Below are 20,239 nucleotides of genomic sequence, written 5' to 3'. Positions count from 1 at the left end.
CTTCCTCCTTAACTTTCACTTTTGGTTGCTTCGGTCATCTGACTCCATACTGAACCTTTTGCTTCTTCCCCGCCTTTGATTCGTTCAAGGGCAAGGTTCACTTGCATCCTCACTTCGAATTCCGGATCATCGCTGGCTGCCTCCAAAGCAGGAATCGCACGTTCATCTCCTACCTCGTATAAAAACATGGCGGCACGCCAACGTACGAGCCGATTCTTGTCTTTCAGCGATTCAGTCATTTGTGGCATTGCCTGTTTGAATCCGAGATCTGAGATACAATCGCCTGCCGTGCGGCGGACAGTAACCACTTTATCGTGGAGGGCTTTGTATAAAAAAGGCAGCACGGCAGGATCTTCTATCATACCTAAGTATGCAGTGGCCAAACGACGGATAGAGGCTTTATCATCCTGTAATGCTTTATCCAAAAAAGGAAGGTCTTCTTCATCCGGCTCGCCCAGTCTGTCCAATGCCGCATAACGTTTTTTCCAGTCAGGATCGTCCAGCACTGCCGGGTTTGGACGTTCTTTTGCAGATTCTGTTGATTTCTGCTCTGTTCCATCCTCAAAGGCTAGGTTTACCAGTTTTTTTAACCGCTCCTCATCATAACTGGCCGTTATTTCATCCACGACAGTTTCTCCGATTTCCTCCAATGTACCATAACGGGGACTTTGCTCTATCCATTTCCGTTCCATCACCATGTTTGCTGATGCGGTGGACGCTTCCATTGCGGCATCCAGGAATCGTTGGGGCAGGCCGAATCGCTGTTCTCGATCACCGTCCTCCAATTTCACCTGCATTGGCAACCCACGGAACTTTTGGATATATACTTTCACTTCGCCAAAAGCGTCATCAGGCGTTTGGATGGCTTCTATCTTACCGGCTGATCCTGTCAGCTCTTCCCCGAAAATTTGTCTCGCCGCCGGCAGTATTGTTTCCCATGCATGCTTTGGATGGCGTTCCAACGCAAGGAAATCAGCGACCCGATAAATGCCCTTAACGCCTTCTATGTCAAATAGCGCTTGAATATAATCAGGAGCAGAACGTAAGTCGTCTCCTTGTTTATAGTTATGGTTTTGTCCTGCGGGTAATTCCTCGTCTACATTGATTTTCATCGAATGCGGGCTGGGAGTGGGCTCTATTGATATTATTTTCACTTATATCCCCCTTTCAAGCCTTCTTGACTGAAATTTTACCAGACTTTGCGGCGATAATCCATCATCCTGACAGCGACAGGGACACATGAATCTCATTGACAGGAATAAAAAGCCGGCTTGAATAATCAGTTCTGAAAACAATGGCCATATTTTTACTTTTGAAAAGTTGCCTGCTGAGTGGAGGAAAAGCTTCCTTTCTTTAAAACATCTTCGGTTTTGGTTATAGTAATAATCAAAGAAAAGGAGGAATAAGAAAATGGCGAAACAAGTGATTCTTTACAGCCAGGAGACCTGCAGTCCTTGCCATGCTGAAAAGGAGTGGCTGAAAGACAACGGAGTCTCGTTTGAAGACCGCGATATTCGCAGTGATTCTCAATACATGAACGAAGTGATGGCCTTGGGGGCCAGTGCAACTCCGGTGACAGTGATCAAAGAAGCTGATGAGCAGGAAGTTGTCATGGGATTTGACAAAGAACGGCTGTCCGTTTTGCTCGGAATCTAAAAGATGTAAAAGTTATCCGGCTGCATACATTGCAGACCGGATTTTTTTGCCTTGAAGAAGCTTAAACGACGGTTCAAGTTGCCAGCTGTTGTGTCGATTGGTTGTTAAGAAACGGTTTACCTTAGTTGGATGGGTAGATTCACTTATTCCGAGGAACGAAGAAGCCTTCCTTTTCCACAAAAATTTTGATAATTTTCGCTGGTGCGTTGACAGATGAAAATTACATGATAATATAAGGGTAGCTAATTGATAATGAATCTCATTATTAATTAGTCCTGGAATTACATAAGAGCAGACGGAAAGTGAAGGATTTTGTTATGAAGTTACGTTATTTGACACTAGCACTGATTGTACTATCGCTCATCTCGTTGTTTACCGGAGTGACAAGCCTGTCGCCTTCCGATATATTCAACCTTACAGAGGATCAGCTGGAGATATTGTGGGTGAGCAGGGTACCAAGGCTGATCAGTATTCTGATCGCCGGAATGGGAATGAGCATATGCGGTCTGATCATGCAGCAACTGAGCAGAAATAAATTTGTTTCCCCCACTACGGCCGGGACAATCGATTCGGCCAGATTCGGTATCCTGATTTCGCTGCTGATGTTCTCGTCTGCCGGCCCTTTGCAAAAAATGCTGGTCGCCTTTTTCTTTGCTTTGCTGGGTACTTTTATTTTCATGAAAATACTCGATAAAGTGAAGTTCAAAGATGCCATCTTCATTCCGCTCGTCGGATTGATGTTTGGGAATATTGTCAGTTCCATCACCACTTTTTTTGCATATAAAGAAGATTTGATCCAAAACATGTCATCCTGGCTCCAGGGCAATTTCGCTTTGATATTACAGGGGCGATACGAATTATTGTATATAAGCATTCCTTTGCTGGCGGTAGCGTATTTGTACGCCAACCGTTTTACGATAGCCGGCATGGGAGAGGAATTTTCAACCAATCTTGGTTTGAACCATAAACAAGTAGTCAATATTGGTTTGGTTATTGTGGCGCTGGTCACCACGGTTGTTGTTTTGACGGTCGGCATGATTCCTTTCCTGGGATTGATCATCCCGAACATCGTTACCATCTATCAGGGGGACCACTTGAAAAAAAGCCTTACTCATACTGCTTTGCTAGGTGCCGTATTTGTACTTGCTTGTGATATCATCGGCAGGGTGATCATTTACCCTTATGAAATTGCCATTGGAGTCACCGTCGGCGTCATCGGTAGCGGAATTTTTCTATACCTGGTATTGAGGAGAAAAGCGTATGAGTAATCGAACGAAACTGATCATACTTACAGTTATGTCTGCTGTCCTGGTGATTGTTTTTCTGTTTGGCAGTGCTGGCAGCAACTGGGACTACATACTGCCGAGAAGGACGACGAAAATTTTGGCTATCGCACTTACCGGCGGAGTTATCGCATTTTCGACTGTTATATTTCAAACCATCACCAACAACCGGATTCTGACTCCGAGCATCATCGGATTGGATTCACTATACTTATTGATTCAAACATTTATCATTTTTGTATTCGGATCGAACAGTGTGATGGTACTGAACAAAAATTTCAATTTCATTCTTTCGGTCGGCATGATGGTGTTGTTTGCCGGAGTGCTTTATAAGCTCCTCTTTAAGCAGAGTGGCAAAAATATTTACTTTCTCCTTCTGGTCGGATTGATTTTCGGTACATTTTTTGAAAGTTTGTCGACTTTCATGCAGGTGTTGATTGATCCGAACGAGTTCATGATTGTCCAGAATAAAATGTTCGCAAGTTTCAACAATGTCAATACCGATTTACTTGCTATTTCTTTTGTGCTGGTACTGTTGATTGTGATTTACTTTTGGCGTTTTTCCAAATACTTGGATGTGATGGCGCTTGGAAAGGAACAGGCGATCAATTTAGGGGTGGATTACGATTATGTGGTCAAACGGATGCTGGTCATCATTGCGGTCTTAGTGTCTATATCCACGGCGTTGGTCGGCCCGATAACCTTCCTTGGGTTACTTGTGGCCAATGTCGCTCACGAATTTTTGAAAACGTACCGTCATCGTTACTTGATTGTCGGGTCGATATTGATCAGTGTTGTCGCCTTGGTCGGGGGCCAACTGATTGTTGAGCGTGTGTTCACTTTTTCTACGACTTTGAGTGTAATCGTCAATTTTGTCGGTGGGGTTTACTTTATCTATCTTTTATTAAAGGAGAGTAAAGCATGGTAGTTGTAAAAGAAGTTTCCAAGCAATATGGAACGAAAAATGTAGTGGATAATGTGTCGATGAACATCCCCCGGGGGAAAATAACATCTTTTATTGGTCCAAACGGGGCAGGCAAAAGCACCCTGTTGTCCATGGTCAGCCGGTTAATTGCGAAAGACCATGGAGAAATTTTGATAGATGGCCAGGAAGTGAGTGAAAGCAAAAACAAAGAGCTGGCCAAAAAAATATCGATTCTCCGGCAGTCCAACCATATAAATATCCGGCTTACCGTGAAAGAACTGGTCAGCTTTGGTCGTTTTCCATATTCACAGGGAAAATTAAGCAAAGAAGACAAGCGGTTTGTCGATGAAGCAATCGCTTATATGGAGTTACAGGAAATCCAGGATAAGTTTCTCGACCAACTAAGCGGAGGACAGCAGCAACGGGCATATATCGCCATGGTAATCGCCCAGGATACGGAATATATTTTGCTGGACGAACCATTGAACAATCTCGATATGAAACATTCCGTGCAAATTATGAAAGTCTTGCGGAGGCTGGTGAATGACCTTGGCAAAACAGTCATTCTTGTCATTCATGATGTTAACTTCGCTTCTGTATATTCTGATTATATTGTTGCATTAAAAGATGGGAAAATTGTGAACAAGGGGCCGACAAACGAGATTATCGACAAGGCGGTCTTAAAAGAAGTTTATGATATGGATATTGATATCCAGGATATCGATCAATGCAAGATTTGTTTGTACTTTTCTTAATGATGTGTATCAAATGACAGGAAGGCATGCCGATTTTCCGTAAACCTGATCGACGCTTTCCCGAAGGACAGTCTGACAGTGGGCCCAATTAATAACTGTTCAATGATTGTTTTTAAGGGAAGAAGGAAGACAGGCCGAGGAAGAAAAGTGAGCTTTATTCTGTCAATTAAAAAAATTTATTTAGAGGTGAAAGGTTATGACAAAAAGATTAGCAATGCTAATTTCCATTCTTATACTGGCTTTGTTCACAGCTGCATGCGGCAGTCAGGACTCTTCTGGCGATGACGCTGCAGCGGCATCCGAAAGTGGAGAAAAGGAACAAAAGACCGTTACGGTCGAGCATGAGTTAGGGAAGACCGAGGTACCTGTCAATCCAGAAAAAGTGGTAGTCTTCGATTTTGGTACACTTGATACGCTGAATAAACTCGGCGTCGATGTAACTGCCGTACCAAAAGAAAATCTTCCGTCTTACTTATCCGATTATGATAGTGAAGAGTATGAAAATGCCGGAACATTATTTGAACCGGATTTTGAGAAATTAAGCGAAATCGACCCTGATTTAATCATCATCTCCGGTCGTACTTCCGAAGCATATGATGATTTAAACGAGCTTGCTCCTACAATCCATCTTGGTGTAGACACGACCAGATATATGGATTCCTTTAAAGAAAATGCAACAGTGCTGGGAGAAATTTTCGGGAAAGAGTCTGAAGTGGAAGAAGAACTGGCTACAATCGATGGACAAATTTCCGACTTGAATGAAAAAGCTTCTGCTAGCGGAAAAAACAGTCTGGTGATCCTTACCAACGATGGCAGTATCAATGCTTATGGTCCTGGCTCACGCTTTGGCGTGATTCATGATGTGTTTGGTTTTACACCTGTTGATGAAAACATCGAAGCATCGACTCATGGACAAAATGTTTCTTTCGAGTACTTAGCAGAAAAGGATCCCGATTATTTATTTGTCGTGGATAGGAATAAAGTGGTAGGCGGAGAATCATCTGCCAAAAAAACTTTGGAAAATAAATTGGTGCAAGACACCAAAGCATATAAAGAAGACAATATTGTTTATCTGAATCCAGATTACTGGTACCTATCCGGCGGAGGATTGATTTCCGTGTCGGAAATGGTAAACGAAGTTGCAAGCAGTATCGAATAATTTAAAAAGAGCGTGACAAAAGCATAGTGACCTGTATAAAAACCGGACGATTTTCCAATTCGTTCGGTTTTTAATCTTCTCTTTTGATAAGGGTGCCACACTCCACTCCGGCAAAGTACTTCGCATTCCGCGGGCACGGCTTCAGCTAATTTGGCAAAGAAACCCGCTTGCCAAGTGGATTTTCATCACGACTGGAGTCTGCGCACCTTGCCTCCGTTGGAAGGAGAGACTTTCTCTACTGGCAGGATTACCGTTTTGCCTATTGCCGTCCGGGATAGAAAGTTAAGACGTATGGAACCAGGAGTTCTTCTTTTATCAAAGAACAAAGGCCACCTTTCTGCTGGTTCTTCGTCACTGTTTAGATACCTTTCAGCCAATAGAAAAATTCGTTTAATCCATCTTGTCTCGGTAACATAAAATCAGAAACGCGAAAATGTAGCGAAGGCAAGATACAGAGACTCCGATGGAACAGCACGAGCTGAAAATCCCGCAGGAAAGCGGTTGGTGCTTTCTGTGAAAGTGAAACCGTGCTCGTGGAACACATATATGCTGAGACTCAATCCGCAATTTTTTCAGGATAATGCAATTACCACTAGGATGGAAAGGATACAATTTATTTACTATTTACACAAAAATATGTTGAATTGTGTCGAAAATATATTATAATGAATGCAAACCAACTAAATCTTTATACTTAGTCAAAAAGAACTAACGAAAAGGGCAAACTCTTTGAAAAAAGGGGACGCAAAGCTTAGGGTCTAAAGCCGTCAAGGTCAAGATCGCCTGGCTGCCGATATCTTTTCTATTAGTCTATGGCTATTCAGAGAACCAGAATAGCCACTTTTAATGACTATATTTGTTAGAATATTCAGATAAAGGAGTGGTTATCATCGTAACAAGTGAAAAGAATCGAGTTGTAAAAGAATTGTACAATGAAACGCTAAAGTCAATTCAAGCCGTCATTCCTTTGGAAGCAGAGATCGGCAAAGCGAAAGTACTACAAGAATCCTTGACGATTCCTTTCGGTGTATTAATCGAGGTGACGGGAGATGTGCAGGGGACATTGGTGTTGAAGGCAAACGACGGGTTATTTGGATCGATTGGTGAAGCAATGTTCGGCATGCCCCTTGAAGGAGAGATGCTCCATTCTTTCTCTGGGGAACTCGGCAATATGATTGCCGGCAGCATGTCTACCGGTATTTATGAAAAAGGGTTGGAAACAGATATTACTTCCCCCTTGGTCACATCGGATGGGGACAAGGTTCTTGAAAATTTCCAACAGGCAATACAAGTCGAGTTGACCTATGAAACCATCGGCAAGATGGAAATTGCTTTGTTGATTCATACATAAACAGACAAGATGTCATGCAGGTAAAAAACGGAAAGGAATGATGCGCCGGAAGAAAACCAAACATTGCCGTGACTGTAAAACAGCTTTTGGACCAACTCAAAGGAAGAAGGTGCTGCAATGAAATTATTTCAATTCAAGCGTCTAAGAACAAAGATTTTGGCGGGTTTCTCCATAGTTATTTTATTGGTAGTCGGATTCGGACTTTATAATTTTTTATCACAGGGAAAAGTAAACCAAGATACAGAATCGATTGTTACGGAACAGCTTCCATTGCTTATCGCCGATGAGCGGGCTGCATTTAATATAGCAGAAATGATCGCTTTGACAAGAGGTTATGTCATTTATGGAGATCCGGAATACCTGGAGCAGTTTGATCGATATGCTGAAGAGTTAGATCAAATGGAAAAAACGATATTGTCGTTAAGTGATAATGAGCAAGTAAAACAATTGGTGGAAAAAGGGGACGAATGGGAAACGACAGTCCGGGAACAAGTATTTGCCGTCTATAAGAACGGCAATGAAGACCAGGCGATATCTAATCTCTCCTTGCAAGTCAAACCGTTGGCCAGGGAGTTGATGAACGGTTTCAATGAGATGGCTGAACATAGGGAATCGGAAATCAAAACAGTTGGAGACAGTCTGGTTTCTTCGGGGAAAACAACACAAATCACCAGTGTAGCCATTTCCATCCTGGTTGCTGTACTTGGTATTTTAATAGCCATAATGACTGCCCGTATGATAACGAATCCTGTTTCCCGGGTGATGAAACGGATGAAACTGGTAGCGGAAGGTGATTTAAGCCATGAACCCCTGAAGGTACATTCCCGGGATGAAGTCGGTCAGCTGGTTACTGCAGTCAACCAAATGAACGACAACATGCGGGAATTGGTGACGGAAATCAGTTCGGTTTCAACGACTGTATCTGGTCAAAGCGAGGAATTGAGTCAATCGGCAAATGAAGTAAAAGAAGGAAGTAACCAAGTGGCAGTCACGATGGAAGAGCTCTCTTCGGGCTCGGAATCGCAGGCTAACACCACGACAGATTTGGCTGCATCGATGGCCGGTTTCACGGATAAAATTAAAGAAGCGCATGAAAACGGGAGTACAATTCATGATAAATCCGAAAGCGTCCTGAAGCTGACGGAGGAAGGCAGCCAGATGATGCATTCTTCCATTGCACAAATGAGCCAGATTGATGCCATCGTCAAAAATGCCGTGGAAAAAGTAAAAGGATTGGACAACCAGTCAAAAGAAATATCAAAATTGGTTGGAGTCATAAAAGATATAGCCGAGCAAACCAATTTGCTTGCACTAAATGCCGCAATCGAGGCAGCGCGGGCGGGTGAGCAAGGAAAAGGTTTCGCAGTAGTGGCCGATGAAGTCAGAAAACTTGCCGAACAGGTATCTTCTTCCGTAACAGATATCACGGGGATTGTAACAAGCATACAAGCAGAATCAGGTTCTGTTGCCGAAGCCCTTCAGGGCGGTTATGAAGAAGTGGAAAACGGGACAGCGCAAATCAAAACAACCGGCCAAACCTTTGACGGTATCAATCATTCCATCAATGAAATGGTCGAGAGTGTCACGGTCATAACCGGCAACTTGACCAGCATCGTAGAAACAAGTGGACAAATGAGCCAATCTATTGAAGATATTGCCGCTGTTTCAGAAGAATCGGCAGCAGGCATCGAGGAAACTTCTGCTTCCATCCAGCAAACAAGCAGTTCGATGGAAGAAATCGCAGACAGGTCCACAGAACTTTCCCGGCTTGCTGACAATTTGAACGGATTGATTGGACGTTTTAAAGTATGATGCAAAGAGCCATTGTTTTTGGTGGAGTTGTATTCTCCATGCACTCGGTGGAATTCCGGAGAGCATTAATTTAAGGAAGCTCACCAGCAGTCCTCGGAAAGCGAAGGTATTTCCGGCAGTGGCGCGCACCAATTCCAATGTAATGCAGGGGGTTGGTAAAACTGTTTTAGCTATATCGCAGTTTCTTTTCATCGCGACTTTTCGCAAGCAGTAAAGAAGGCGGCGATAGAAGCCTTTTTAAAAAGAGAAGTGTTACACGGAGAGAAGAATCTTCATGTCCTCTTTTTTCGCTATGCAAAAGTATTGGAATACAAAACAAGCGTAGTCCATAGTCATTCAAATGACAAAGGGTCTGCGCTTGTTTATTTAGCAAAAATTTTGTCTGCTGCCTTCTCCAAGGGCTTCTGCTTCAACTATGGGTGGCATTCGGTTTGCCCATGCTTGCTTTTTGTTTCAATGTTTTAACATAGGGAAGCAAAAAGCTGATTAAAACACCGCTGAACAACGCATTGATCAAGGTGCCTGGACCGATTGCACCGCTGCATAGAAATGCTAAAAGAACGAGGATGACACTTATCAAAGCTCTTGAATAGGTAACACTCCATCCGGTAATCTCCGTAATCACCATCATGGAGCGATCCATCGGATTCGGGGCAATTTTTGATTGAAGATAGGTCGCCACTCCAGCAGCCGTGAATAACAATCCTGCTGTGAAACAAACCGATTGTCCGAACAAGGTTTCTGGCTCTAGCCGGCCATTCAATAGATATACCCAGCCATCAATACCAGCTCCGGTAATAAAGGAAGTAATCATGGCGCTGAATTCAGGGAGGCTCTTTTTTGCCAAGGCGTTTCCTGCAATCATGGCAAAACCCACGACAACTTCCCAAGAGCCGATTGTCAGGCCGAAGGAACGATAGAGTCCGACCAGCAAGGCATCGAATGGAGATGTTCCTAGGTGCGATTGAATAGTTAGTCCTATCCCTAAGGTGAGAATGAGCAGCCCTGCCAAATAAAAAGGACTTTCTTGTTTAAGTGTCTGCATGGTTGGTCTTCCTTCCTATTCCGGTTATCCTAGTTCACTATATCAAAGTGAAAGGTATGCGGAAAGCTAAAGGTTGGTAATGAAAATAAATACAAGTAAGCCAAGTTGAAAACTTGTATTTTTTGACCCCCCTTTTGTAAAATGGAAGCAGACCGTAAGTATACGAAGGACAGGAGTGATAAAGGGTGTCTTACTTCTTGGACTCATTCGTCCAAAACAACCGCCAGCAGGAAATGCTGGAAACAGCAGAAAGCTTGGCGGCAAAATTTAAACAAAGAACGGAAGAAACAGAACAAAGTGCTCAATTTTCAAAGGATAATCTGGAAGATTTAAAACAGACGGGATATGTTACGTTGCCACTTCCGGAGAAATTTGGCGGAAAACACATCAATTTGAGCGAATTGCTGATGATGCAGGAAAGACTTGCGGAAGGAGACGGTTCTGCAGCGTTGTCAATTGGCTGGCACATGGGAGTTGTGATGGAACTCAGTGAACAACAGCTATGGCGCCAAGATCAATTTGAAGCTTTCGCACGGGAAATCGGTGAGAAAAAACTGGTTGTCAATCGGGCTGCATCCGAGCCGGCTACAGGCAGTCCGACACGCGGCGGCATACCAGAAACAAAAGCAGTCAGACAAGGGGAGCACTATATCGTCAACGGCAGAAAAACGTTTACAACGATGGCCAGCGTACTCGACTACTATCTCGTTACCGCTTATATAGAAGAAAAAGAAGCAATCGGTTCTTTTTTAATTCCGCGGAACACCCCTGGCCTCGAAGTGGAACATACTTGGGATACCATGGCAATGCGCGGAACCGGCAGTGATGATTTGGTATTGCAAAATGTAAAACTTCCCCGACAGGCTTTAGTTGAATTGAATCAAGGGAAATCATCAAAACCAAAAGGCTGGCTGCTGCACATCCCGGCATGTTATTTGGGAATTGCAGTCGCCGCCCGCAATGATGCTGTCACCTTCGCTAAAAATTATCAACCGAACAGCCTGAAAACTACTATTTCAGAAGTGCCGCACATCAAGCAAAAAATCGGTGAGATGGATTTGAAGTTAGTGCAGGCACATTATTTCATGTACGGAATCGCACGCAAATGGGATGAATATCCCGAATCGAGAGAGCAGCTTGGAACAGAGCTTGCTGCAGTGAAGACATCCGTTACCAATGCGGCAAATGAAGTGGTCGATTTGGCACTCCGTATTGCCGGAGGTAGAGGGTTGTCTAAGCAGTACAAATTTGAACAATATTATCGTAATGTGAGAGCAGGTCTTCATAATCCGCCAATGGATGATATGGTTATTCAAATGCTTGCCGGAAAAGCGTTGAAGTCTGTTTGATAATGCTGTTGGCAGGATAAGAATGCACCTGGGCTGAACTTTCTCTCAACTTGATTTGATGCGTGTTTCGCATCTTTCTGGAGTGGAAACCTGAAGGATAGAACGGTGCGCTTCTTGCTAATCAAAAAACCGAACGACTGGGATAATCGTTCGGTTTATATGTTTTTGTCACGATGCTTGGCCCGGCTTCTTTGATTAATGGAAGAGCGAACCGAGCTGATAGCCGATAAAAGCAAGAGCGATTCCGCCTGCATAAGTGAAAATAGTATAGAAAATAAATGCTCTTTTTTGCTTCCTCAGATGGAGTTGGACTGCTTCCAGTTTGAAAGTGGAAAAAGTAGTGAAGGCACCGCAAAAACCAGTTCCAGCCAGAAGCAACATATATTCACTTACATGGAGGCCGTTCAATAACCCGAGCAAAAAAGATCCTATGACATTTACAAATACTGTCGCAACCGGAATGGTAAATCGAACATGGTGTTTCAGCTGTTGACTGATTGCAAAGCGGGCGATTGCACCAATAAACCCGCCGATTGCCACCAGAAAAAATAGTAATCCGTTCATTCAGATTCACTCCTCACTACCGCCCGGTACCCCAGCTTGCTCATTGCAAGGCCGCCGAATATACTGATCAAGACATAAAATACGGCGAGCAGCTGCCTTTCATCCTGAAATAAATTGATTGTTTCCACACTCAATGTCGAAAACGTGGTAAAAGAACCGACAAACCCTGTTCCAATTGCTGTTTTCATTGTGGGAGATAGCTTCACAGCATGGAAAATGGACGCTGTCAGCCATGCCAGCAGAAAACTCCCCGCCAAATTGATGATTAAAGTAGAAACAGGAAATACTGCATCGGCTTGGTAAAATGCCAGTCCGACTCCATATCGCAACATGGCACCAAGCGACCCGGCTATTCCTACATAAAAATAAATCATACAAAACCTCCAATATTTTCCAATGCAAAAATGACTCCTGCCAGAATGTACACTGGCAGGAGTCATCAGCACGTCGGCGGTTAAAGGTGAACTCCATCACCTATCGAATCTTTTGTTAATATACATATATAGTACCACTTTACTGATGGGATGCAAATCATTCCTTACGTCAGAAACCAATAAATCAAGGAGAGGCATTTCTATGACGCACTTGTTAACAAAGGATTCCCTATACACTTTTGAGAAAATGGAAGCGGATATTCAAGAATTGGTGAGACGTTATCCAGACATCTTTCAAGCTGAAATAATCGGCGAATCAGTGGAAGGCAGACCCCTTTATGCTTTCAGGGTGGGAACAGGGAAGGCAAAAGTGCTTTTAAACGGATCCCATCATGCAAGGGAATGGCTGACCTCCTATTTATTGATGCAAATGGCGGAGGCTTACTCCTTGGCTTGGACTAAAAAAGAAACCATCTCCGGTTTTGAGATTCGTGATCTTCTCAGTAAGGCTTCCATCTGGTTTATACCGATGGTCAATCCTGATGGCGTCACCCTGGTGCAAAAGGGTGCCCAAGCCGCCAAGCAGCCAGACACCGTTTTACGGCTCAACGATAACCAAACTGAATTTGCGGGATGGAAGGCAAACATAAGAGGGGTAGATCTCAATCGACAATATCCGGCAGGCTGGGAAACAATCAAACCGACCGTCGACAGACCAGGTCCTATGAATTACAAAGGGCCTTACCCACTGAGTGAACCAGAAGCAAAGGCTGTTTACCATTTCACGAAAAAGCATCGTTTCCACATCGCTGCTGCTTACCATTCGTCTGGAGAGGAAATATACTGGAAGTACAAAATCGATGGGAAACTGCTGGCTATCAGCCGTGAAATAGCTGAAAAGATAAGCGGACAAACCGGTTATCGTCTGGTCGATCCAGGTCCCGATCCAAGCGGGGGCGGCTACACTGATTGGTTTTTAACAGAAATGAAAAGACCGGCGTTCACCCCTGAAATTTCTCCATACATCGGTCCCAGGCCAGTTCCTGTTGAACATTATCCTGCGATATGGAAACAAAACCAGTCGATTGGGCTGCTTCTTGCAGAAGAAGCCTGTGACCTTCTTTACAAAGTGTAGTTCTTTAAGTCCACTCTGAAACGGCCGCCTTCACCAGTGGTAAAATTGACAATCTGGCATGGACGGCCGATTATTCATCCTTCTTTTCGTCCGTTTTCCCGTCCTGTAATTCGATAATGTCCTGCCCTTCATTTTCTTCTGCAAATTCTGTTTGTAGACGAGCAGTCGTTTGTCTGTTTGCTTCTTCGTAATCCGGTTCATCATCCAGCACTCTGTTTTGCATGTACATATGAAAAATGACTTCAGCTGCTGCAATAAACAGGGCCGAAAACAAGGAGGCATTGACAACGGCGACGTCATTCCCGATAAAGAAGGTGCTCAATATCCAAACGGAAGCAAATGCAAGCCCAAAGTCGGCTATGGAGGCAGTCAGGTTGCCGAAACGCGGCAGGATGAATAGATCTCCAAGCAAGTAGGCGACTCCGGTGACAAGCAGTGTGATGATAAAGATATCCCCTGCCGTTGCAGTATAAAAAATGCCTAAAATCGAGTAAAGGACAATTCCGGTGACTGCAAATTTGATGACAAGCGCTCTTACATGTTCCATTGTATTCTTTCCTTTCATACTGGAATATACGTTCAAGCTTATTCTGTACGAAATGATAAAAATTATTGACAGAAACTAAAAAAAGCTTGAGCGAAAAAACTCCGATTACAAAAATCGCCGATAAATAGAGTAAAGGAAAGAAAATGAAAGGAATCGCTTTATGATTTACGTTTACATGGGGTTTGTCTTATTCGGTTCGGTGTGGTAAGATTCAATTTGTTTTGAGCGGATTTACTTTCTTGCAGAAAGTTCAAAATAGAAATGAAAGAGGTGTCGTGTTGAATCTATCTGCAATTAAACAGAGTTGGTTTGGCAATATCAAGGGAGACATATTAGCTGGGATGGTCGTAGCCTTGGCATTAATTCCGGAAGCAATTGCTTTTTCGATTATAGCCGGTGTCGATCCGATGGTCGGTTTATATGCTTCCTTTTGTATTGCCGTCGTAATTGCTTTTGTCGGCGGCAGACCGGGAATGATTTCCGCAGCAACTGGAGCGATGGCGTTGGTCATGGTCACCTTGGTCGCTGAACACGGTTTGCAGTATTTATTGGCTGCTACGATTTTGACAGGTATTATCCAGATTGTGATGGGAATATTCAAGCTTGCCAGGTTTATGAAATTTGTCCCAAGATCGGTGATGATCGGATTTGTAAATGCACTGGCCATTTTGATTTTCACTTCACAATTACAGCATTTTGTCGGTGAGTCTTGGCAGATGTATGCGATGGTGGCAGGAGCATTGGCCATTATTTATATTCTTCCGCGTTTTACTAAAGCTGTACCTGCTCCTCTAGTTGCCATCGTCGTCATCACCTTAATTGCGGTCTATACGGGAAGCGAAGTCCGGACCGTTGGAGATATGGGGGAGCTGACCCAAGCGCTTCCGTTATTTTTACTGCCGGATATCCCGCTGAATTTGGAAACATTGATGATCATCTTTCCTTATTCCTTGGCACTCGCTGTAGTGGGATTGTTGGAATCCCTTCTGACTGCCCAAATCGTCGACGATATGACGGATACAGAAAGTGATAAGAATAAAGAAACAAAAGGACAGGGAATCGCCAATGTTGTTGCCGGATTTTTTGGCGGTATGGCAGGCTGTGCCATGATCGGTCAATCGGTTATCAATGTGAAGTCGGGGGGCAATGGCCGTTTATCCACCTTGACTGCGGGGGTTTTCCTGATGATTCTGATCATGGTATTCAATGATTTATTGGTGCAAATACCGATGGCCGCCCTGGTTGGTGTGATGATTATGGTTTCGATCGGTACCTTCGATTGGTCATCGCTCCGGCATTTGCACTTGATGCCGAAAACGGACGCAGTCGTCATGGTTGTCACGGTGGCAGCTGTTGTGCTGACCCACAATTTATCAATCGGTGTACTGGTAGGTGTCTTATTGAGCGCCATCTTCTTCGCCGCCAAGATATCCAAGGTCCATGTCCACAGTCTACAGGTGGAAGCAGGACGTAAAAAAGTCTATGTGGTGATAGGTCAATTATTTTTTGCCTCCGTCAATGAGTTTGTAGCTTCGTTCGATTACAAAGAATCATGCGAGGAAATAGATATCGATTTAAAAGCAGCGCACCTATGGGACGATTCAGCTGTCGGCGCAATCGATAAAGTTGTTTTGAAGTATCAGGATAATGGAACAAAAGTAAATATTATAGGTTTGAATCACGAGAGTTCTATATTGGTCGAGAAGCGCGCGGTTTATAATAAACCAGACGCAAAAGCGGCCAATCATTGATAGAGGAGGGCAGGATGCTGAATAAAGCTCCTGTCCTGTTTTTTTCGCCAAAGAACTCCATCTTTAAGAGAAGAGAATCTTTGTTATAATTGGGATAGGAAATCTTTTTTCTGGAGGACATAGAATGTTTGATAAAATATTATTAGCTTCAGACGGCTCTGAACATGCTATCAGGGCTGTGGAAAAGGCATTGTTTTTGACCCAAAATAATTCAAACGCTTTCATCGAAGTGGTATATGTAGTGGACAGGGACAAATCAAAGGCAGACGTTTTGCAAAATTGGAATGCCGCCGATATTGATTTGAAGCGGAAGGAAAAACTCGCATTCACAGAGCAAAAGTTAAAACATGCCGGAGTTCGTTATCAGATCAACATTCTGCACGGGGATCCCGGGCCAAGCATCGTAAAACATGCCAATGAGAAAGCGTTTGATGTTTGCGTGATTGGCAGCCGCGGATTGAATTCCTTGCAGGAAATGGTATTGGGAAGTGTCAGTCACAAAGTGGCAAAACGGGCAAATTGTCCTGTGATGATTGTGAAGTAGTTGAACAAAAAAGATAAGAGCGGGGATATCCGTCCTTATCTTTTTTCTATGACTTTTTTTACTTTTTTCTTGCGGAAGACGATAAATTTCATCAAGAGAAAACTGGTGGAAAATGAAAGGAACATTGCGGCCCCTTTGGCGACATTGTGTACAAAAAAGCTTGGCAACGACAGAGCGGAAAACTGGAATAGCAGTTTGCTCAGGCCGATAAAAACCACATTGTTGATGACCCAGGCAACAATAGCCTGTAATGAGAATAAACCCAATTCCTTTGTGTTTATCCGGGCATGATGACTGAATGTATATTTTACATTCCATATATAGGAGTTCATTATCGCTAGAAAGTAAGCGATGGTGTTGAAGATAAACAGCATTCGTGTTTCTTCTGTCGGCCATATCCATAACAATAGATTTAATACGCCGATATCGATGGCGGCGTTGGCCAGACCGATAAAACTGAACTGAATTATCTGTGCTTTTACTTTTTTGGCCATATGATCCTTCTCTTTCTGGAGATTAGGTAATAAGTTTATCATGTTTCCAACTATACGTAAAAATACACCGCCTCCGGTTTCTTCCTTTTTCCATAACCGCTAGGAGCAACGATCGAAACAGGTTTTGGTTTTTGGATGAAAGGATACACACTTTATATAAATGGATAACACTTCTAAAGGAGTGAGTCTTGATGAAATTCGATAAACAGCTGAAGCAATTGGAAAATATCCAGTTACAACGTCCCAACAGAGTGCTCTCCATGTATCTGAATACGGACCCTTCTGATCCCGAGCAACAAGGCGGAGAATGGAAAATTCACTTAAAAAACGGGCTAAACCATTTTGAAAGTTATCTGAAGGAAAGTGGAGACAATCAAGAATTGAAAAATTTTCAAGCGGTCCGTGAAAAAGTGGAACGCTTTGTACAAGGGAATGAACAGGCATTTAAAAAAGGCATCGTTTTATTTGCTTCTGCAGACGAACAGGTATGGTTTGCCGAGCGGCTTCAAATGCGCTTGCAAACGGAGTTTCATTGGGAAGATGCCCCTGTTACAGACCAACTGAAAGAATTGAGGAACAAGTTTCCGAAATCGGGTATCATACTAGTGCAACAGAACCAAGTAAAAGTGATTGAAGCAGAATTGGGTGCCATCCTGGAAACGAAGCATTATGAACTGGATCTGGATACAGAGGACTGGCGTGAATATACTGCTGAACAAAAACGACCGATGTCCATGGGAAAAGGCGGTAAGGACCCAAGCCGCGACAGCTTTGATGCGAGAGTGAGCGCAAACCAGCAGCGCTGGTATAAAGGACTGGCACCGAAGCTGGATAAACTCGCCAAAGACAATCAATGGGACCGCATCTATCTTGTAGGGGAAAAAGAAGAGGCAAAAGATATGGAATCATATATGAACAAGGAAGTTTATCAGGTAGAAGGAAAGAATATGCTTGATCATGAAGAAATGAAAGTGATTGAAAAAGTCGTGGCATAATGGTCATGCATCTATTTTAGTGACTGAAATCCTAATAAAAAACATCGCCTTTTCTATAGGGAATCTGACCTCGTGAAAAGGCGGTGTTTTCTTTGATTCTTTTGTCTCTATACGAGATGTGGCGGGGTTCCCTGTCGTGATGCGGATTCGGGTCATTGCAGACCGATTTCACTTCATGCGATTTTGGGGTTTTGTGGAAAAAGCCATTCCGACTTTAAGAAGAAGGGCGGCCCTAGGTTGAAAAGCAAATCCATCCCCGTTTAAAAGAAACGCATGCCTTAAAGAACAGATTGGATGAATGGTTGTTTAAGACAAGTGAGGAAAGACAGGCGGAAAAGGACTGAAGGAATGTCCGGATGGATGCGTCGTCCGCGGAAAGAGAGTATATTTCCCCGGCAGCTTTAGATGAAAGGAGTCGTGCCAGAGAAAATCAAGGGTCTTAACCATACATACGAGAAAAAGGAGTTTATAATGAAAAAAAGCTGGGCATGTGAAAGGTATTGGAAGAATAAAATTGATTGTAGAAGTTGGCCGTGATCAGTTAACTTTGTAAGTAGTGCCTTTGTTTCACCTATATAGGCATTAAATCATGCTTGATCCACTGACCATAGTACTTTTGTAAGAAATTGTACGTAATCGGTTTCACGGCTGGATAAACTGGGAATCGGGCAACAAAACAACATAAAGATAGTTGGCTCAGTTTGCGGTGAAAAAGGGACCTGGCCCTGTTCCAGGCTAATTTATCTGGTAAAAGGAGACGATAAAGGTGAAACAAGTGGTAAAGATTTATACGAAAGCAGCTTGTCAAGAAAGCCAGTCGCTGAAAGAGTTTTTGTCGAAGGACCAGGTACCGTACGTTGAAGTCGACATTACTGAATCCGAAGAAAAACAAAGACAGCTGCAGTCAACAGCCGGTACAAACCTAGTGCCGACTATCGTAATTGAGCAAGAAGGCATCATCGGAAAAAAGAAGAATATCATTTATACCGGTTTCACCAACAACAAAGATGAAATCGACCGTACTATAAAACACTGAATCGACAGTTATTTCGTACTCACACGATAATGGAAAAAATGAAAAATAGCCATGGATGAAAGTCGGCGTCCTTTGCTTTTATAAGAAAAAGGGCTGTCCTAGAAAAATTGGACAGCCCTTTTTATATCTTGGTGAGATTTACGTTTACTTTAGAAGACCCTGTCAATCCTGTTTGCTGGATCAAATCGTCAGGAAGCCTGGCAAGACGGACAACGCCCATAAATTTCAAACTTGTGGTCCTCAACTTGGAAACCGCCCAATTCCCCTTTGACATTATCCATCGGACACGTTTCGATTTCTTTGGTAATCCCGCATTGCTTGCAGATGAAATGATGATGATGGTGACCGACGCAGCTGATTCTGAAGAGTTTTTCCCCTTCCAGCTCGGTTGATTCCAAAATCGCCAGTTCGTCGAACAAATGAAGATTCCGGTAAATCGTATCAAAACTGATGCCCGGGTACGATGGCTCCATGAAATTCAACAAATCCTTCGCACTGCGGTAACCGTCTTCCTGGTCGAAATAAGACAAAATATCCTTTCTTTTCTGGGTGTACTTATATCCCTTCTGTTTCAAGATACCCAATGCTTCTTCCATGTTCATTGCTGCGTCCTCCTTGTAAAGAAATTCATCCGGAGACGTTTTACGGTCAATGCCGCCAACAAAATGATAATAGAGGTCATCACGATTGTTCCTCCGGGAGGTATTTCAAAATAGTAACCGGAAACCAATCCGGCAATCACAGAGATTTCTCCAAAAACAACAGACAGTATAATGGATTGCTTGAATCCTTTCGCGAGCCGGATGCTTGCTGCTACCGGCAAGGTCATCAGTGCAGACACAAGCAGCACACCGACAATCCTGATAGAAGCTGCAATCACAAGTGCCGTCAATAAAATGAATAAGAAATGAATCCGTTTAGCATGAATACCTGAAACGACTGCATGTTCTTCGTCAAATGATAACATAAACAGCTCCTTAAAAAATAAGAACAAGACTGCAAGTACAATCACAGAAATAACGATAATGGTCCACAAATCAGAACGGCTGACCGCAGACACCGATCCGAACAAGTAATTGAATAAATCGGTGTTGAAACCATCGGCAAGCGAGATGAACACAACGCTCAAACCGACTCCGCCAGACAAAATGATGGGGATGGCAAGTTCCTGATAGGCTTTATATACACTTCGCAGCTGTTCGATGAATATGGAGGCAATCACCGAAAAACCCATCCCGCTGTAGAAAGGGGTAATAAAGCCGGCGGCAAATTTCTTTTCGATCAGTAAACCGAACGCAATCCCGGCCAGTGTCACATGGGAGAGGGCGTCGGCGATCAGGGAAAGCCGTCTGACTACGATGAACGAACCGAGTAGTGGAGCGATCAAACCGATCAACAAACCGGTATATAAAGTATTTTGTAAAAATTCGTATTGAAAAAAATTAGCTAACATGTTGACTACGC

General features: G+C 43.4%; 21 protein-coding genes and 2 riboswitches. Of the genes, 13 read left to right on the top strand and 8 right to left on the bottom strand.

Going from position 1 to position 20,239, the window contains the following annotated elements; translation table 11 throughout:
* Positions 1–8 precede the first annotated feature (8 nt).
* Positions 9–1,154 (bottom strand): conserved virulence factor C family protein, encoded by a 1,146-nt coding sequence (locus ABVF09_RS13195; protein ID WP_026772346.1) that lies wholly within the window; start codon positions 1,152–1,154, stop codon positions 9–11.
* A 256-nt stretch (positions 1,155–1,410) separates the two neighbouring features.
* Between ABVF09_RS13195 and ABVF09_RS13190 the strand changes: the two genes are divergently transcribed.
* The 7 genes from ABVF09_RS13190 to ABVF09_RS13160 all read left to right on the top strand — a co-directional run bounded on the left by ABVF09_RS13190 (position 1,411) and on the right by ABVF09_RS13160 (position 8,941).
* Positions 1,411–1,656, top strand: a complete 246-nt coding sequence (locus ABVF09_RS13190) for a glutaredoxin family protein (RefSeq protein WP_026569521.1) — start codon at positions 1,411–1,413, stop codon at positions 1,654–1,656.
* A gap of 317 nt (positions 1,657–1,973) precedes the next feature.
* Complete coding sequence (locus ABVF09_RS13185) at positions 1,974–2,924, top strand: ABC transporter permease (protein WP_026772347.1); 951 nt, start codon at positions 1,974–1,976, stop codon at positions 2,922–2,924.
* Between the two features lie 28 nt (positions 2,925–2,952).
* Positions 2,953–3,867 (top strand): iron chelate uptake ABC transporter family permease subunit, encoded by a 915-nt coding sequence (locus ABVF09_RS13180; RefSeq protein ID WP_371069414.1) that lies wholly within the window; start codon positions 2,953–2,955, stop codon positions 3,865–3,867.
* Positions 3,861–4,619 (top strand): iron ABC transporter ATP-binding protein, encoded by a 759-nt coding sequence (locus ABVF09_RS13175; RefSeq protein ID WP_026772349.1) that lies wholly within the window; start codon positions 3,861–3,863, stop codon positions 4,617–4,619. The genes ABVF09_RS13180 and ABVF09_RS13175 overlap by 7 nt, the downstream gene beginning before the upstream one ends.
* A 196-nt stretch (positions 4,620–4,815) precedes the next feature.
* Positions 4,816–5,778, top strand: coding sequence for a siderophore ABC transporter substrate-binding protein (locus ABVF09_RS13170; RefSeq protein ID WP_026569525.1), 963 nt, complete (start codon positions 4,816–4,818; stop codon positions 5,776–5,778).
* Between the two features lie 709 nt (positions 5,779–6,487).
* Positions 6,488–6,573, top strand: a riboswitch (cyclic di-GMP riboswitch).
* Between the two features lie 61 nt (positions 6,574–6,634).
* A complete protein-coding gene (locus ABVF09_RS13165) occupies positions 6,635–7,129 on the top strand; it encodes a chemotaxis protein CheX (protein WP_051382216.1) in 495 nt (164 codons plus the stop codon).
* 117 nt (positions 7,130–7,246) lie between these two features.
* Positions 7,247–8,941, top strand: a complete 1,695-nt coding sequence (locus ABVF09_RS13160; protein ID WP_371069374.1) for a methyl-accepting chemotaxis protein — start codon at positions 7,247–7,249, stop codon at positions 8,939–8,941.
* Positions 8,942–9,350: 409 nt separating this feature from the next.
* Here ABVF09_RS13160 and ABVF09_RS13155 read toward each other — a convergent pair whose 3' ends face one another.
* Positions 9,351–9,986, bottom strand: a complete 636-nt coding sequence (locus tag ABVF09_RS13155; RefSeq protein WP_371069373.1) for a YczE/YyaS/YitT family protein — start codon at positions 9,984–9,986, stop codon at positions 9,351–9,353.
* A 185-nt stretch (positions 9,987–10,171) separates the two neighbouring features.
* Here ABVF09_RS13155 and ABVF09_RS13150 point away from each other — a divergent pair, with 185 nt between their 5' ends.
* Complete coding sequence (locus tag ABVF09_RS13150; protein WP_371069372.1) at positions 10,172–11,335, top strand: acyl-CoA dehydrogenase family protein; 1,164 nt, start codon at positions 10,172–10,174, stop codon at positions 11,333–11,335.
* Between the two features lie 195 nt (positions 11,336–11,530).
* Here ABVF09_RS13150 and crcB (ABVF09_RS13145) read toward each other — a convergent pair whose 3' ends face one another.
* A complete protein-coding gene (crcB, locus tag ABVF09_RS13145; protein ID WP_371069371.1) occupies positions 11,531–11,899 on the bottom strand; it encodes a fluoride efflux transporter CrcB in 369 nt (122 codons plus the stop codon).
* The gene (gene crcB / locus ABVF09_RS13140) at positions 11,896–12,273 is read right to left on the bottom strand and encodes a fluoride efflux transporter CrcB (protein WP_026772354.1); all 378 of its coding nucleotides are present in this window, start codon (positions 12,271–12,273) and stop codon (positions 11,896–11,898) included. The genes crcB (ABVF09_RS13145) and crcB (ABVF09_RS13140) overlap by 4 nt, the downstream gene beginning before the upstream one ends.
* Before the next feature lie 49 nt (positions 12,274–12,322).
* A riboswitch (Fluoride riboswitch) is annotated at positions 12,323–12,383 on the bottom strand.
* Positions 12,384–12,475: 92 nt separating this feature from the next.
* Here crcB (ABVF09_RS13140) and ABVF09_RS13135 point away from each other — a divergent pair.
* Positions 12,476–13,408 carry a M14 family metallopeptidase gene (locus ABVF09_RS13135; RefSeq protein ID WP_026772355.1) on the top strand — a complete coding sequence of 311 codons (933 nt, stop codon included), beginning with the start codon at positions 12,476–12,478 and terminating at the stop codon, positions 13,406–13,408.
* Between the two features lie 70 nt (positions 13,409–13,478).
* Here the strand turns inward: ABVF09_RS13135 and ABVF09_RS13130 are convergent, their stop codons facing one another.
* On the bottom strand, positions 13,479–13,955 hold the full coding sequence (locus ABVF09_RS13130; protein ID WP_026569533.1) for a YndM family protein: 477 nt from the start codon (positions 13,953–13,955) through the stop codon (positions 13,479–13,481).
* Between the two features lie 278 nt (positions 13,956–14,233).
* On the opposite strand from ABVF09_RS13130, the gene ABVF09_RS13125 reads away from it, so the two are divergent.
* Complete coding sequence (locus ABVF09_RS13125; RefSeq protein WP_371069370.1) at positions 14,234–15,706, top strand: SulP family inorganic anion transporter; 1,473 nt, start codon at positions 14,234–14,236, stop codon at positions 15,704–15,706.
* Positions 15,707–15,830: 124 nt separating this feature from the next.
* Positions 15,831–16,250, top strand: a complete 420-nt coding sequence (locus ABVF09_RS13120) for a universal stress protein (protein ID WP_026772357.1) — start codon at positions 15,831–15,833, stop codon at positions 16,248–16,250.
* A 35-nt stretch (positions 16,251–16,285) separates the two neighbouring features.
* Here ABVF09_RS13120 and ABVF09_RS13115 read toward each other — a convergent pair whose 3' ends face one another.
* Positions 16,286–16,744 carry a GtrA family protein gene (locus ABVF09_RS13115; protein ID WP_026772358.1) on the bottom strand — a complete coding sequence of 153 codons (459 nt, stop codon included), beginning with the start codon at positions 16,742–16,744 and terminating at the stop codon, positions 16,286–16,288.
* Between the two features lie 191 nt (positions 16,745–16,935).
* Here ABVF09_RS13115 and ABVF09_RS13110 point away from each other — a divergent pair, with 191 nt between their 5' ends.
* Both ABVF09_RS13110 and ABVF09_RS13105 read left to right on the top strand, forming a co-directional pair.
* On the top strand, positions 16,936–17,739 hold the full coding sequence (locus tag ABVF09_RS13110) for a VLRF1 family aeRF1-type release factor (protein ID WP_026569537.1): 804 nt from the start codon (positions 16,936–16,938) through the stop codon (positions 17,737–17,739).
* A 766-nt stretch (positions 17,740–18,505) separates the two neighbouring features.
* On the top strand, positions 18,506–18,775 hold the full coding sequence (locus ABVF09_RS13105) for a glutaredoxin family protein (protein WP_026569538.1): 270 nt from the start codon (positions 18,506–18,508) through the stop codon (positions 18,773–18,775).
* Positions 18,776–18,963: 188 nt separating this feature from the next.
* Here the strand turns inward: ABVF09_RS13105 and ABVF09_RS13100 are convergent, their stop codons facing one another.
* Both ABVF09_RS13100 and ABVF09_RS13095 read right to left on the bottom strand, forming a co-directional pair.
* Positions 18,964–19,377, bottom strand: coding sequence for a Fur family transcriptional regulator (locus ABVF09_RS13100; protein WP_026772359.1), 414 nt, complete (start codon positions 19,375–19,377; stop codon positions 18,964–18,966).
* Entirely contained in the window at positions 19,374–20,228 is an 855-nt protein-coding gene (locus ABVF09_RS13095) for a metal ABC transporter permease (protein WP_026569539.1), read from the bottom strand. The genes ABVF09_RS13100 and ABVF09_RS13095 overlap by 4 nt, the downstream gene beginning before the upstream one ends.
* Between the last annotated feature and the right edge of the window lie 11 nt (positions 20,229–20,239).

This window comes from Sediminibacillus sp. JSM 1682029 (genome assembly GCF_041366435.1).
In the GTDB taxonomy this organism is placed as follows: Bacteria; Bacillota; Bacilli; order Bacillales; family Amphibacillaceae; genus Sediminibacillus; species Sediminibacillus terrae.
Note: the sequence above shows the minus strand (reverse complement) of the source record. Positions and strands in the feature narration are given on the sequence as shown.